Below are 14,434 nucleotides of genomic sequence, written 5' to 3' on the forward strand. Positions count from 1 at the left end.
ACGCGGGATCGGGCAGCGGCTCCTTCTCCCCACCCTCCGGCCCCTTGGGCGCCTCACCATCCGCCTGGGACCGCTTGGCCGCCTCCGCAGCCTCCCTCGCCCTCCGAGCCTCCTCAAACCGAACGCGATCCGCCTCACCCTGTAGGCGTTGTTCCCGGACGCGTTCCCGCTGGAGTTCGAACTCGGACTTGGGTACGTCCTTGTCAGGACCGTTCGGGCCGGGATCCTTCCGGTCGCCCGGGCCGCCCTCGGTCTTGGGCGGCGGTCCGTCGCCGCCGCCGTCCTTCGATGGGTTCGGGTCAGGCGTCTTCGGGCCCGGCTTGTGATCAGGGTTCGGGTCGGGCTTGATCGGGCCCGGCTTGTGATCAGGGTTCGGGTCGGGCGTCTTCGGGTCCGGCCTGTTCGGGTCCGGCCTATCCGGAAGCGGCTTGTTCGGGTCCGACTTGATCGGGTCCGGCCTGTTCGGGTCCGGCCTATCCGGAAGCGGCTTGCTCGGATCCGGCTTGATCGGGTCCGGCCTGTTCGGGTCCGGCCTATCCGGAAGCGGCTTGCTCGGATCCGGCTTGATCGGGTCCGGCTTGATCGGGTCCGGCTTGCTCGGATCCGGCCTATCCGGAAGCGGCTTGCTCGGATCCGGCCTGTTCGGAAGCGGCTTGTTCGGCTCGCCGCCGCCCGCCGGCGCCGTGGTGCCACCGGTCTTCTTGCCCTGGTCGCCCCCGGACTCGGTGGGGCGGGGGGTGGCGGGGTCCGGGGCGGTCCGGCCGCCGGTGCCGGTCTGCGAGCCGGGCTTGGAGGTCTTGTCCCCGCCCGGCGCCTCCGCGCCGACCGTCGACTTCGAGCCCGTCGACCCGCCGTCCGTCTTCGACCCGCCCTCGGTGCTGGGCCCGCCGTCGGTGCGGTGCGAGCCGGACGGCGGGGTGAGCGAGGGGGTGTGGCCGCCGCCCTCGGTGCTGGTCAGGTGCGCGCCGCCCTCGGCAGGGGCGGGGAGGCGCTCGCCGAGCCTGGGCACCGGGAACGGCACGGCGTGGCCCGACAGGTTGGTGGCCACGGACAGCAGGGTGAGGGGGTGGAGCGGGTGGAAGTACTTGCTGCCGTCGTGGGGGATGTCGGCGTGCTGGAGGTCCCGGACGAAGTTGACGTACTTGGTCATCAGGGGCGAGGTGACGCCGTGCAGCAGGTGACGCGCGCCGCCCATGAGGAAGCCGGCGAGGAAGCTCGAACCGCTGGCCGAGAACTCGTGGTTCGGTTCGAAGATCAGGTTGTAGAAGCCCTCACTCAGGTACTGGTTGACGCCCATCTTGACCTGTTCGCCGAGCGCGTGGCCGAGCACGAACATCTTGTTCATCTTGTCGACACGGCCGGCGAGTTCGGGCAGCTTCTCGGCCAGGACCCGGAGTTCTCCGTTGGCGATCTTGGAACTGTTCGCGATCTCGCGCAGGGTGGCGGCCAGGCCCGCGCGGGCCCCCGGCGACTTGGCCCACTTCTCGGCGAACTCCTTGCCGAACTTCGTTCCCAGCTCGCGGGCGAGGTCCTTGCCGAGGGCGGCGCCGAGATGCTTCTCGAAGGCCTCCGCCATGCTCTTCGTGAACTGGGACCCGGCCTTGGCGCCGGTCTTGCCGGCGGCCGCGAAGCCCTTGGAGAGGTAGTTGGAGTGCTCCCGCAGGATCTTGTCGAGGCTGTTGGCGAACTCGTTCGCCGTCTTGTCGCCGATCGCCCGACCGGCGCCCGACCCGGCCTCCTTCCCCCCGAGGTTCCCGGCTTCCTTGCCACCGAGGTTGCCGAGTTCCTTGGACCCGAGGTTCTTCAGTTCCTTGGCGCCGAGGTTCGCGAGCTCCTTGGCCCCGAGCTTCTCCAGGTCCTTGGCCCCGCCCTTGGCGAGCCCGGTGGCCAGGCTCTTCAGCGAGGCACTCAGTTCCTTCGAGACGAAGAGCTTTCCGAACATCTTGCCGAAGAGCTTGCCCAGGCCCATGCCCAGCAGGTGCAGCGGACCGGCGATGACGCCGCTGATCGCGCCGAAGATCGCGGCCTGCTTGGTCAGGTCCTTGTCCCACTCGTGGCGGTCGCCCCGCCCGAACTGGATGCCCTGGATGATCCCGTCCATCACCAGGCCGCCGACCACACCGAAGAAGGTGTGCATCAGGATCACCTGGAGGAGCTTCTTCAGCAGGTTGATGATGATCGTCTTGACGACCTGCTTGCCGGGCTCGACCGCGAGGAGCGAGGCGCCGCCGGTGAACGGGGACCAGAAGATGGCCAGCGCGATCTCGATCAGCAGCTGGATGATCTGGCCGACGATCATCCACTTCGTGTACTCGACGGTGTTCGCGACCTTTCCCGCGAACCCGCTGAGCTGCTTGCAGAGTTCGGTCGCGACACCGACGTAGTCGGTGTCGCTCCCGTCGCCGATGAACCGCCCCATCTCGCGTTCGAAGGCTTCGGCGGCCTCCCCCTCGAACTGCTTCCGGCACGCGGCCACCAGATCCGCGATGTAGGTCTTGAGCTGCGGCAGCTCCTCGGCGAGCGTCGCGTACTCGTCCCGGACGTCCCGCAACGCCCCCTCGTTGGACTCCGGCCACGGCATCCCGGTGAGGATGTGGAAGAACGTCGCGACGCCGGGCGAGACGTTCATCGAGGAGTGGGCCATGGCGGGGAGCCTCCGGCTGCGAAGCCTGCTGAGTGCGGTGCGGGTGGGGAACGGCGCCGTCCGGCGCTATCGGCGGGTCACTTCACCAGCTCGGTGTTGTGCTCGTCGGTCGAGTCGAACAGGTTGGCCGTGCTCACGCCGTGCCTCCCGACGCTCGCCAGCTTGTCCCTGATGGAACCGACCAGTTCGAGCAGGTTGGCGGTCGGCTCGTCCACCTTCTCGTGGTACTGCTTGCCGATCTCGTCGGAGCCGGCCGCCGTCTTGTTCATGATGTTGACGTTGTCGACCTCGCCGTAGATCTTGTCGACGAACGCGGACATGTCGTCGAACTTGGTGAACGCTTCCTTCAGGTCCTCAAGCTTCCTCAGCTGCTTAGCCATTGAACTCGTCCTGCTTGTGGGAGGTCCTGGCCCGGTCGGCTCCCGGCCGCATCGCGGTGAGCGGCGCCAGCAGCGCGTCCAGGTCCAGACCGCCCAGCGCCGACAGCAGCGGGTCCTCCTCGCGCTCGCCGGTGACCGCCAGGCGCAGCGTCTCGCCGACCCCGTCGAAGGAACGCATCGACTGGCTGATCCGCTCGCCCATCCGGGCCTTGGCCTCGTTCAGCACGTCCTTGAGGACGGCGGCCAGTTCGGCGGGAGCCATCTCCTGGTAGGCGGTGGTGTGGAAGGTCAGCGCGAGCACCTCGCCCTGCGCGCCGACCTTCGCGGTGACCATCCGGTCCTTGGTCGTCGCCGAGGCCGTGGCCACCTGCAGTTCCCGGGCCATCTCGGCCATCTTGGCCTGCTGCTCCTCCATGGCCGCCATCGCCTGGGCGAGCTGCTCCTCGAACGAGAACGTCATCTCCGTGTTCCTTTCCACTCTCGAAACGCGAGGCCGGCTCAGCGGCCGATCACTCCGCTGACCGCACCGGTGTCGGTGCCCCAGACCTCTTCGTCCTCGGCCAGCCAGGTGGTCCGCTGACGGCCCTTCTCGCCCTGGCCGCCACCCATGCCGCCGCCCATCGGAGGCATCATGGGCATCCCGCCGCCGCTGGTGTTCACCGAGCGGCCGCGCATCGCGGCGGCCTCCTCGGCGGCGAGCGCGGAGGCCTTCTGGCTCATCGCGGACTTCTCCGCGGCGGCCGCGCCGGCACCGGCACCCGCGCCGGCACCGGTGCCGCCGACCTTCGGCGCGGGCGGCAGTCCGCCGTTCTCCGCCACCTGGGGGCCGACCCCGCTGGAGGTGTTGAGGATCCGGGGGCTGCCGCCGGAGGTGCTGAGGCCGCCCCCTCCTCCGCCCACGCCGCTGAACAGCCCCGGGTAGGAGCCGAACGAGCCGATGCCGCCGTTCTGGTCGAGGCCGCTGCCGCCGGTCCCCAGGTCCAGGGTCCAGGGCGCGCCGGTGGACGGCGGGCGCGCACCGCCGCCGATGTCACCGCCCCAGGTGATGGTTCCACCGCCGCCGCTGCCGGTGCCGCCGGCCGTGGTCCAGGCGTGCTGGAGGTCCCGCGAGCGCTGGATGTAGTCGGAGATCGGCTTCTTCTGGGCGTCCAGCAGGGTGCCGTCCTCGGCGATCGAGGAGTCCTTCTCCACCACGATCGGGTTGCCCTGGGAGTCCAGGACGGGCTTGCCGTCGGCGTCGACGACCGTGCCGTCCTCGCGGATGGTCGAGCCCTTCGGCACCTTGGCGTTGGGGCCGTAGATCCCGCCGCCGGTGCCCGCCGGCACGTTCGCGCCGGGCGGCACGACGATCGGCTTGCCGTCCTTGTCCAGCACCTCCTTGCCGTTGGCGTCGTACACCTTGCCGCCCGAGAGGTAGCCGCCGGGCGGGAGGAGGATCGGCTTCTTGTCCTTGTCCAGGAGCACGTTGCCGTCCTTGTCGCGGATCGGCGTCCCGGCACCGGTGCCGCCACCGGCACCGCCACCGGCGCCGCCGCCGTTCCCGCCGGCGCCGCTGCCACCGATGATCGGCGGGGGGATGTGCAGGTTGTTCCCGTTGCCGCCGCCCCCGCCACCGCCGGTGCCCCCGGCGCCGTCGCCGAGGTTGAACTTGTTCCCGGCGCCGCCGCCCCCGCCACCGGCCCCGCCGCTGCCCCCGCCGCTGCCCCCGCTGCCGTCGCCGATGTTGAACTTGTCGTTGCCGCCGGTGCCGGGCGGCGGAGGCGCGTCGGGGTTGTTGGGGTCGGGCACGGCCTTCGGGGGCAGCGTGATGCCGACCGGCAGGAGGTCGAAGCCGAGCTTGGAGATCAGCGGCTCGTACGCGGTCCCCAGCGCCGTCATCGCGTCGTCACCGGGCTTGTCCAGAAGGGTGGCGACCTTCTCCAGCCACCTCAGCTTGGCCTTCGCGTCGAGTGCGGTGTAGAAGGCGTCAGTGCGGGGGTCGCCCAGCGAGGAGGTGTCGTACTTCCAGGTGCTGTCCGCCGTCCAGTACATGGGCGCCTTGCCCATCTCCTCCCGCAGTACCTCCAGGATGCACTGGTACGGGAATCCGACGGCGTACCAGGCCACCTGTGCCGCGTTGACGGCCTCGATGGCGACGCCGATCCGCTGCGCCGCGAACTTGAGGTACGGCCCGTAGCCGGCTCCGACCAACTGGTGGCTCAGGTCGTCGAGTTCGACGGCGAACCGCTCAAGGAGCTTCTTGAACTCGCCCGCCGCGTCCCCCTCCCACGTGTCGCCCGGGCCGTCGATCTGGTCGGCCCACTTGCGGAACTCCTCGGCCTGTGTCGACAGCCACTTGGTGGTGTCGTCGATCGCCTTGGCCCCGGCCACCAGACTCTGCGGGTCGATCGTGTCGTTCCCGCGGGTGCTGATCGGGAACTCGCCCTGCTTGGCGTCCGGAGCCACCGTGGTCGGGACGTCCGGCCGGATCGGGCCGAGGATCAGCTCGGCCTGGTGGTTGAACTTGGAGAGCACGCCGCTGGGGTCGTTCCCCCACTTGCTGTAGTCGATGTAGACGTTGATCTTGAAGTGGCGCGGGCCCCCCGTGTTGTTGTTCGCGGTGCCGTCGTAGAAGTTCATCGCCCACCAGACGGACGGGTCACCCGTCCCCGAACCGTCCTTCAGGTACGAATGGGTGGAGGCGTCGTTCGGGTCGAAGTACCCGTTCTCGACGGTCATCTTCCCGGTCAGCCAGGGAGCGGCCTTCGGTCCCGCGACGTCCTCCCGCTTGGTGATCCCGACCGGAGACTGCTTGGATTCGAAGGCGGCGAGGACCGCCTCCCAGAGCATGGACACGAGGGTCTCCAGACGAGTAGGAGGGTTCAGGGGTTCAGGGGGCCGATCAGGAGGGGGAATCCACTACTTCCCGCCGCCTCCACCACCGCCGCCACCACCGGCGCCGATGACGTCCTGCAGGATCTGCATCACCTCGGCGGCCGTCAGGGCCTCGTCGTGAGCGGTGTCCATCGTCTTGAGGAAGTCCAGGACGTCGAGCCGGGCCTTCTCCATCTGGTTGTGGAAGATCTTGAAGTCGCCCACCACGGAGCCCGCCAGATGCGCGAACCCCTTCTGCAGGTTGGTGCCGCCGTCGAAGTTCCCTGCCAGCAGCGCGACGTAGTGGTGGTCCTTGGCCGCCGTGCCCTGGCCGCTGAAGCCCAGCATGGCCGAGTAGCCCGGGTCGGTCTCCAACTGGCTCAGGTAGGACGGCAGGATCGTGTTGGCGAAGTACTCCAGGTCGTCGTGGTTGACGCTGAGCGTGTGGCCGTGGTCCGGCTTCGAAGGCCCTGGCGGGGGCGCGGGCAGCACCGGATCAGTGGACATCGCACCCGCCCCTCCGGTCGAGCCGCTCCGTGGCCGTCATCAGATACCCGCCGCACCGCGCCGGTCCGCGTCGCGGAGCAGGCCGTGCATGGTGCGCAGGACGTCGGCGCCCTTGGTGATGTCGTCGGTCATGGCGGCGTCCTGTCCGGCCAGCACCTGGTAGAAGGAGTGGGCGGCGGCGGCCAGGTCACCCTTGAGCTGGTGCTCGGCGGTCTGGATGGCCTGCAGGCAGTCCTGCATCGCGGCGTGCATACCGCTGCCGGCCTGGGTCAGGGCGTCCGCCGCCTCGTCGATGTTGGCGTGGTGGAGTTCGATGCTTGCCATGGCTGGTCCTTTCGGTCGGCTGGGGTCCGGCCCGGGGTGGCCCGGTCCGGTGGGTCGGCGGGGGTGGGATCAGGGGTTGAGGCCCTTGTAGACCTCGGACCCCGGACCGCCGCCGCCCCAGCCGTTGTTGACGTCGAAGGCCTGGTCGTGGGCGTTGTTGATCTGGACGTGCCCGGCGGAGAAGCGCCCCTGGAAGCTCTGGTAGGCGTTCTTGAGCTGCTGGTACCGCTCCTGCCAGTCGTGGATCTTCCCCTGGTAGGCGGTGCTGCACGCGGCCTTGAAGTGCTGCTGGACCTCGTCGTTGACGTCCTGGACGCGCTGACCGGCGTTCATCATGGCCTGGATGTGGTTGTCCAGGGTCGCCATCACGGCCTTAACGGCCGCGTCGTCTGTCTGAACGATGGGAGTGCTCACTGCTTTCCCTTCCTCGGTGCGGATTCCCGGCTGCGGCGGGTGCCGCGCGGGCGGGTCGGCCGACCCGGTCCATTTGCTTCAACGGGCCCGTGGCGGACACAGGTTCACCTCGAACAGGCCGGTCCTGAGGGCCGCGGCGCGGGGGTCGCGGCGCCGGTCAGCGCGGCCGGGTCGAGGCTGGGCCCGGTCGGCAGCAGGGACAGCAGGGCCTCGGGGACGGCCGACGGGACGGTCTCGCCGTAGCCGAGCTGCTTGACGGCCGCGACGGAGGCCAGCGGGTACTTCACCCCGGCGTCGGTGACCAGGTAGAGGGTGGCGCCGACGCCCGCGCTGGACAGCGCCCGGACCAGGGCGCCGCCGCCGGGCTTGACGGCGATGCTGTCGGCGCCGGCGCAGGCCGGGTCCACGCCCGGCTGGGCGGCCGGCGGCGGGCCCGCGACGGCACCGGTGTCGACCAGGGTGACGGAGGTGGTCGGCGCCTGGTCGGTGAGCCTCAGGTCCGCGCAGACGCCCCGGCCCTGGGGGACCGTCACCAGTTCGGGCGGCGCGGTGGGCAGCCCGGCCGCGGCGGGGGCGGCCGGGGCGGGCGCGGTGTGCGCGGTGAGGTCGGCCGGGCCGAGCTGCGCGGGGGCGACGGCCTCGCCCGCGTAGGCGGCGTTCTGGGTGCGGGGGTCGTTGCGCAGCAGCTCGAAGGCCATCCGGCTGAGCGGGGCGAGCCCGGCCGTGGTCAGCAGGTAGGGGTCGCCGCCGGGGCCGGTGAACAGCTGGCCGATCCGGGTGGCGTGGGTGCCGAGCTGCGGGCCGGGCTTGCCGCGGTCCGCCGGGTCGGGGGCGGCCAGGTCCGGGCCGGCGGCCAGCGCGTTGAGGAAGGCCGCCGTCACCGGGTAGGGGGCGACGGCGGTCTGGCCGAGGGCCTGGCGGGCGCCGTTGGCGGTGTCCAGGCGCAGCCGGCGGCCGTGCCAGAGCAGGTACACGGCACCGTCCGGGGCGGAGACCAGGGCGCCCTGGCCGTCCGTCAGGCCGGTGCCGCGGCGGCCCGGGCCGACCGCCAGGGCCAGCTCCGGGAGGCGGCCGCCGGACGGTCCGGGCGTGCTGACGGCGCAGGCGAGCCAGGGCGCGTCGGCGAGCTGGTCGGCCCCGGGCAGGCCGTCGGGGGCGCCGAGGATGCCGATCGGGGCGCCGCGCGGGGTGTCGGCCAGCGAGTGCACGCTGACCTGGTCGACCACCAGCTGGTCGCCGGCCAGCAGCCGGGCGCTGGCCTCGTTCAGGACGGGGTGCAGGCTGCCGTCCAGGAAGAGGTAGCGGACGCCGCTCTCCTTGACCACCACCAGGGTGCCGGGCTTCTGCCAGCCCGTGGCGCCGCCGGGGACGAGCGCCCCGAACACGGCGGCCCCCAGGCACACCAGCACGGCGATGATCACCCCGATGACGGTGCCCCGCGAGGTGCGCCCGGCCGGGGTGTCGGCGGCATCGGGCTCGCCGCGCAGCATGCCGGTGGCGAGCCTGCCCATCACGAACAGGTGGGCCTGCACCTGGTCGCGCTTCGACTGCATCTCGTGGTTCTCCTCGGGGCGGCGGAAGGTGAGGGTCCGTCAGGGTCGGCTCAGCCGGCCAGGGCGCGCAGCTCGTGGTAGACCCCGGCCACGGCCAGGGCCAGCGGGATCACCGCCATCGCCGCGGCGGTGTGCAGCAGGTCCGCGGCCCGGCCCCAGTAGGGCAGCAGCCGGCGCCCGGGGATCGTCCAGGAGACGACGGCCAGGGCGGCCGCCAGGGCGAGCAGGCCGACCAGCACCAGCAGGCGGCCCCCGGTCCCCTCGCCGAGGGCCAGGTGGCCGAGCAGCAGCGCCAGGCCGTAGGCGCCGGGCAGCAGGACGGACAGTCGCTGCGGGATGCTGCCGATCGCCCGGGAGTGCAGCAGCAGCAGGACGGACAGGGTCACCGTCAGGGTCGTGGCCGCCCAACCGGGTTCGCCGGCCACCAGCGTCACGCATCCCGTGAGGACCGTGCCGAGCGCCAGGTGGAAGGCGGTCAGGAAGCCGTCGGCGACGTCGCTGCGGCTGCGGACGGTGGCGCTCGGGACCGGGGCGATGCCCTCCTGGAGCTCCTCGGCGTTGCGCGGCAGCGCGGGCAGCCGCAGCCCGGACAGGCGGAAGCAGATGCCCGGGACGAAGGCCCCGAGGATCACCGCGAGCACCGCCAGCACGGCCGCCACCTGCGGGCCGCCCTCCCCGCCCAGCGTCAGCCCGCCCGCCACCATGACGTACAGGGCGAACAGCACCACGCCGAGGAACAGCGGCGCCGAGCAGCCGACGGCGGCCAGCGCCAGCACCGCCGCCCCGGCGGCCGCGCAGCCGCCCGCCAGCATCCGGGCACCGACCGCGCCGGCCCCGCCACCGGCCGGCAGCAGCGCCCCGGCCATCGCGAGGTAGGGCACCGCCATGGCGCCGAGCGCGGTGCCCGCGCCGGCGTCGCCGACCGCCCGGGAGGCGCTCAGCGCACCCAGCAGCAGCAGCAGGCCGGTGACGGCGGCGGCCAGGGCGCGCGTCTGCGCCGGGCCGGGGAGCAGCAGCACCGCGAGCCCGCCGGCCAGGACGGCCACGGCCAGTCCGAGCGCCACGTGGTGGGTGAGCGCCGGGCGCCAGGTGTCGGAACGGGCCCGCATGCCGGTGGCGACGCCGTCGGCCAGGTCGTCGTAGTGCACCTCGGGCAGGGCGTCGCGGCGCGGGCGCAGGTAGAGCTCGTCCCCGTCGTGCAGGTCGAGCGCGTCGGCGCCGAGCTCCTCGTCCAGCGGCGGGCCGCCGAGGCGCTGCAGCACCCAGCCGTCGTGCTCGACGCCCTGTTCCTCCAGCTCGGGGCCGGCCTGCGCGAGGACGGCCGGCAGCAGGTCGGCCAGCGGTACATCGGCGGGGACGGCGAGTTCCAGGACCGCCTCCGGCGTCCGGAACCTCAGTCGGCACAGTCCGGCGACGGCGGTGCCGGTCGCGCTCCCGTTCACACTTCTCCCTTTTGCCCTGGCCTCCGAACGGCGTGGCGAGGTGACGGCCCGGGAGCGCCTGGGGGAGGACGAGCCCGGGCGTCACCTCACCAGGAGGGACGGCCGGTGGCGCCCGCGGGGTTCAGCGCGTGGCGGAATCCGTTCGCGCGGCCGTTCCCGGCGAGCGTTCCCGGCAGCACCGCGAGCGTTCCCGGCGAACCGGGTGAACCCGGCCGGGCCCGCCGCCCGTCGTCCCGGGTGGACGGTGCGCGTCCCGGGCCGCCGAAGCACCGAGCGGCCGTTCCCCTGCGCGAGGAGCCCTTCGTTGAGTGTGGTGCTGGTCGACCGTCCGCCGCGGCGCCCTGGCCCGGCGATGCCCGACGGCGAGATCCAGTTGCAGGAGCCGCCCGTCCTCCCCGAGGCGCAGAGCGGTATGTCGAACATGATCGCGATGGCGCCGATGGCGCTCAGCTCGCTCTCGATGGTGTTCGTCTTCCTGCGCCCCGGCGACGGCGGCGGCGTCCTGACCTACGTCGCGATCGGCATGATGGCGCTGTCCGCCGTTGGCATGCTGGTCACCCAGCTGATCCGCGGCGCCAGTGACCGCAAGCGCGAACTGCGCGCCGAACGCCGGGACTACCTGCGCTACCTCTCCCAGGTCCGCCGCCAGGTGCGCGGCCACATCGCCCGCCAGCAGGAGGCGCTTGCCTGGCGCCACCCCGCCCCCGACACGCTCGCCTCGCTCGCCCGCACCTCCCGGCTGTGGGAGCGGCGCAGCACCCACCCCGACTTCGGCGACGTCCGGATCGGCCTCGGGCACCAGCGGCTCGCGGTACGGCTGGCACCGCTGTCCACCAAGCCGGTGGAGGACCTGGAACCGCTGTGCGCGCACGCGCTGCGCCGGTTCATCAACGCCTACGGCACCGTCGCCGACCAGCCCATCGCCGTCTACCTGCGCGGGTACGCGCAGGTCCTGCTGCGCGGCGACGACCGGGCCGCGACCCGCGCCCTGGCCCGCGCCATGCTGGCGCAGCTGGCGCTCTTCCACGCCCCCGACGAGCTGCGGATCGCCGTCGTCACCGACGCAGAGCACCAGGCCGAGTGGGAGTGGACCAAGTGGCTGCCGCACGCCCTGCACCCCGAGGACACCGACGGGGTCGGTCCGGTGCGGCTGGTCGCGGGATCCGTGGTGGAGATCGAGCAGCTGCTCGGCGGCGAGTTCGCCGGCCGGCCCCCGTTCGAGCCGGAGACCCAGCCCGGCCGGGACGAGCCGTTCACCGTGATCGTGCTGGACGGCCCCCAGGCCGGGGCCACCAGCCGGGCCGCGCTGGCCGGCTGGCGCAACGCCGTCCTGATCGACCTCGGCGACACCCTCGAATGGAAGCCGCTGCGCTTCCGGCTGCGGCTGCGGATCGAGGACGGCCGACTCGACATGGTCGGCGCCGACCGCAACCACCGCGACGACGTCACCGACCTCGGCCGGCCCGACGCCCTGTCCGGGACGGCCGCCCGCCGGCTGGCCACCCTGCTCGCCCCGTACCGGATCGGCGACTCGGCGGACGCCGGGGAGCCGCTGGCCACCGACTACGACCTCGCCTCCCTGCTCGGCATCCGCGACCTGCACCGGCACGAGATCGCCCAGGGCTGGGCCGGACGCGGCGTCCGGGACCGGCTACGGGTGCCGCTCGGCGTCTCCGGCGACGGCACGCCGGTCGAACTGGACATCAAGGAGTCCGCCCAGGGCGGCATGGGCCCGCACGGCATGCTGATCGGCGCCACCGGCTCCGGCAAGTCCGAACTGCTGCGCACCCTGGTGCTGGCGCTGGCCCTCACCCACTCCTCCGAGGTGCTCAACTTCGTCCTGGTCGACTTCAAGGGCGGCGCGACCTTCCTCGGCCTCGACCGGCTGCCGCACACCTCGGCGGTGATCACCAACCTCGCCGACGAGGCCGCCCTGGTCGACCGGATGCGCGACGCCCTGCACGGCGAACTCGTCCGCCGCCAGGAGCTGCTCCGCTCCGCCGGCAACTACAGCTCGCTGCTCGACTACGAGACCGCTCGCGCCGCCGGCACCCCGCTGGAGCCGATGCCCACGCTGTTCGTGGTGGTCGACGAGTTCAGCGAACTGCTCGCCGCGCACCGCGACTTCATGGAACTCTTCATCATGATCGGCCGCCTCGGCCGCTCCCTCGGCGTGCACCTGCTGCTGGCCTCGCAGCGCCTGGACGAAGGCCGGATGCACGCCCTGGAGTCCCACCTGTCCTACCGGATCGGCCTGCGCACCTTCTCCGCGATGGAGAGCCGGGGCGTCCTCGGCGTCCCCGACGCCTACCAGCTGCCCTCCCAGCCCGGCAACGGCTTCCTGCGCAGCGACATCGCCACCCTGACCCGGTTCAAGGCCGCGTACGTCTCCGGCCCCTACCGGGCCCGGCGCGCCGCCGCCGCCCGCCAGCAGGCGGCCGGCCAGGTCGCCCGGTACGGCACCGCCTACGTGGCGCCGCGTCAGCCCCTCGCCCCGTCGGCCGCCGAGGAGCCCGAGGAGACGCCGGAGCAGACCCACACCCTGCTCGACCTCGCCGCCGAGAAGCTCACCGACGCCGGCCCGCCCGCCTACCAGGTGTGGCTGCCGCCGCTGGGCGTCCCGCCCACCCTCGACCAGCTGCTGCCGCCCCTCGCCCCGCACCCCGAGCACGGCCTCACCACCGAGAGCGCGGCCGACCGCGGCACCCTGGCCGTCCCCGTGGGCGTCATCGACCGCCCCTTCCAGCAGATCCGCGACCTGCTCACCGCCGACCTCTCCGGCGCCGGCGGCCACATCGGCATCGCCGGCGGCCCGCAGAGCGGCAAGAGCACCCTGCTGCGCACCCTGATCACCGCCCTCGCCCTCACCCACACTCCGCGCGAAGTGCAGTTCTACTGCCTGGACTTCGGCGGCGGCACGCTGTCCTCGCTGCGCGGCCTGCCGCACGTCGGCGGCATCACCGGGCGGCACGACCCCGAGCGGGTGCTGCGCACCATCGCCGAGGTCAACAGCATCCTGAGCCGGCGCGAGCAGCGCTTCGCCGAGCTCGGCATCGACTCCGTCTCCGCCTTCCGCCGCCGCCTCGCGGCCGGCGAACTGCCCGACGAGCCGCACGGCGACGTCTTCCTCGTCATCGACGGCTGGAACACCATCCGCCAGGAGTTCCCCGACCTCGCCCCCGCGCTCACCCTGATCGCCCAGCGCGGCCTCAACTACGGCATCCACCTGATCGTCGGCACCACCCGCTGGGGCGAGGTCTCCAGCGCCCTGCGCGACCTCCTCGGCACCCGCTTCGAACTGCGGCTCGGCGACGCCGTCGACTCCGCCATCAACATGCGGGCCGCCGGCACCGTGCCGAACATCCCCGGCCGGGGCCTCACCTCCGACCAGATGCACTTCCTCACCGCCCTGCCCCGGCTGGACGGCAGCGGCACCGCCGCCGACCTCGGCGAGGGCGTCGCCGACCTGGTCGACGCCGTCGCCGACCACTGGACCGGCCCGCGCGCACCGGAGATCCGGATGCTGCCGCTGCAACTGCCCGCCGCCGCCCTGCCCGCCCCCGAAGGCCGGCTGCGCATCCCGATCGGCCTCCAGGACGTCTCGCTCACCCCGCTGTGGCACGACTTCGAGGAGAGCCCGCACCTGCTGGTCGTCGGCGACAGCGAGGCCGGCAAGACCAACCTGCTGAAGCTCGTCGCCGCCGCCGTCACCAGCGCGTACCGGCCCGACGAGGCCCGGATCATGCTCATCGACTACCGCCGGGTCCTGCAGGAGGCGGTGCCCCAGGAGTACCGGCTGGGCCACGCCGTCAGCGTGGACGTGCTGCGCCAGATCGTCGACGGCGCCGCCCGCGCCATGGCCAACCGGCTGCCCGGCGCCGACATCGCCCCGGCCCGGCTGCGGCTGCGCGACTGGTGGGAGGGGCCGGAACTGTTCATCGTGGTCGACGACTACGAGCTGGTCTCCGGCTCCCCCGGCGGCCTCCACGACCACCCCTTCGCGCCGCTGCTCGACTACCTGGCGCAGGGCGTCGAACTCGGCCTGCACCTGATCGTCGCCCGCAGCGCCAACGGCATCGGGCGGGCCTCCTCCGACCAGCTGCTGCGCAAGCTGGAGGAGGTCAACACCCCGGTGGTGCTGCTGTCCTGCCCGCCCAGCGAGGGCTTCCTGTTCGGCTCCACCAAGCCCCGCGCCTTCCCGACCGGGCGCGGCCTGCACATCACCCGCCGGCGCACGGTCCAGGTGCAGACCGCCGTCCTGGAGGAGGACGAGGACGAGGGGTGAACCCGGAGGGGCACGGGGGCCGTAGAGCCGGG

9 protein-coding genes and 1 pseudogene are annotated in these 14,434 nt (G+C 72.6%); 1 reads left to right on the forward strand and 9 read right to left on the reverse strand.

The window, feature by feature from the left end; all coding sequences use genetic code 11:
* The 9 genes and pseudogenes from P3T27_RS22600 to eccD all read right to left on the reverse strand — a co-directional run.
* Positions 1-2,644: pseudogene (locus P3T27_RS22600) on the reverse strand (hypothetical protein); the annotation flags it as partial.
* 77 nt (positions 2,645-2,721) lie between these two features.
* Positions 2,722-3,024 carry a hypothetical protein gene (locus P3T27_RS22605; RefSeq protein ID WP_280681240.1) on the reverse strand — a complete coding sequence of 101 codons (303 nt, stop codon included), beginning with the start codon at positions 3,022-3,024 and terminating at the stop codon, positions 2,722-2,724.
* On the reverse strand, positions 3,017-3,484 hold the full coding sequence (locus P3T27_RS22610) for a YbaB/EbfC family nucleoid-associated protein (protein WP_280681241.1): 468 nt from the start codon (positions 3,482-3,484) through the stop codon (positions 3,017-3,019). Before P3T27_RS22610 ends, P3T27_RS22605 begins: the two co-directional genes overlap by 8 nt.
* Before the next feature lie 38 nt (positions 3,485-3,522).
* On the reverse strand, positions 3,523-5,853 hold the full coding sequence (locus P3T27_RS22615) for a hypothetical protein (protein WP_280681588.1): 2,331 nt from the start codon (positions 5,851-5,853) through the stop codon (positions 3,523-3,525).
* Between the two features lie 69 nt (positions 5,854-5,922).
* Positions 5,923-6,384 carry a hypothetical protein gene (locus P3T27_RS22620; RefSeq protein ID WP_280681243.1) on the reverse strand — a complete coding sequence of 154 codons (462 nt, stop codon included), beginning with the start codon at positions 6,382-6,384 and terminating at the stop codon, positions 5,923-5,925.
* Between the two features lie 39 nt (positions 6,385-6,423).
* Positions 6,424-6,708 carry a hypothetical protein gene (locus tag P3T27_RS22625; RefSeq protein WP_280681245.1) on the reverse strand — a complete coding sequence of 95 codons (285 nt, stop codon included), beginning with the start codon at positions 6,706-6,708 and terminating at the stop codon, positions 6,424-6,426.
* A 69-nt stretch (positions 6,709-6,777) separates the two neighbouring features.
* Positions 6,778-7,122: a hypothetical protein gene (locus tag P3T27_RS22630; protein WP_280681248.1), complete on the reverse strand. Its 345-nt coding sequence runs from the start codon at positions 7,120-7,122 to the stop codon at positions 6,778-6,780.
* A gap of 104 nt (positions 7,123-7,226) precedes the next feature.
* The gene (eccB, locus tag P3T27_RS22635; RefSeq protein ID WP_280681250.1) at positions 7,227-8,675 is read right to left on the reverse strand and encodes a type VII secretion protein EccB; all 1,449 of its coding nucleotides are present in this window, start codon (positions 8,673-8,675) and stop codon (positions 7,227-7,229) included.
* A 50-nt stretch (positions 8,676-8,725) separates the two neighbouring features.
* Positions 8,726-10,117, reverse strand: a complete 1,392-nt coding sequence (gene eccD / locus P3T27_RS22640; RefSeq protein WP_280681252.1) for a type VII secretion integral membrane protein EccD — start codon at positions 10,115-10,117, stop codon at positions 8,726-8,728.
* Between the two features lie 304 nt (positions 10,118-10,421).
* On the opposite strand from eccD, the gene eccCa reads away from it, so the two are divergent.
* Entirely contained in the window at positions 10,422-14,402 is a 3,981-nt protein-coding gene (gene eccCa, locus P3T27_RS22645) for a type VII secretion protein EccCa (RefSeq protein WP_280681254.1), read from the forward strand.
* The last annotated feature ends 32 nt before the right edge of the window (positions 14,403-14,434 follow it).

Source organism: Kitasatospora sp. MAA19 (assembly GCF_029894125.1).
Lineage (GTDB): Bacteria > Actinomycetota > Actinomycetes > Streptomycetales > Streptomycetaceae > Kitasatospora.

Bases quoted from the DNA above. Each gene is read 5' to 3' on its own strand.
- eccB (WP_280681250.1), bottom strand. From the start codon at position 8,675: ATGCAGTCGAAGCGCGACCAGGTGCAGGCCCACCTGTTCGTGATGGGC.
- P3T27_RS22625 (WP_280681245.1), bottom strand. From the start codon at position 6,708: ATGGCAAGCATCGAACTCCACCACGCCAACATCGACGAGGCGGCGGAC.
- P3T27_RS22620 (WP_280681243.1), bottom strand. From the start codon at position 6,384: ATGTCCACTGATCCGGTGCTGCCCGCGCCCCCGCCAGGGCCTTCGAAG.
- P3T27_RS22605 (WP_280681240.1), bottom strand. From the start codon at position 3,024: ATGGCTAAGCAGCTGAGGAAGCTTGAGGACCTGAAGGAAGCGTTCACC.
- P3T27_RS22615 (WP_280681588.1), bottom strand. From the start codon at position 5,853: ATGCTCTGGGAGGCGGTCCTCGCCGCCTTCGAATCCAAGCAGTCTCCG.
- P3T27_RS22610 (WP_280681241.1), bottom strand. From the start codon at position 3,484: ATGACGTTCTCGTTCGAGGAGCAGCTCGCCCAGGCGATGGCGGCCATG.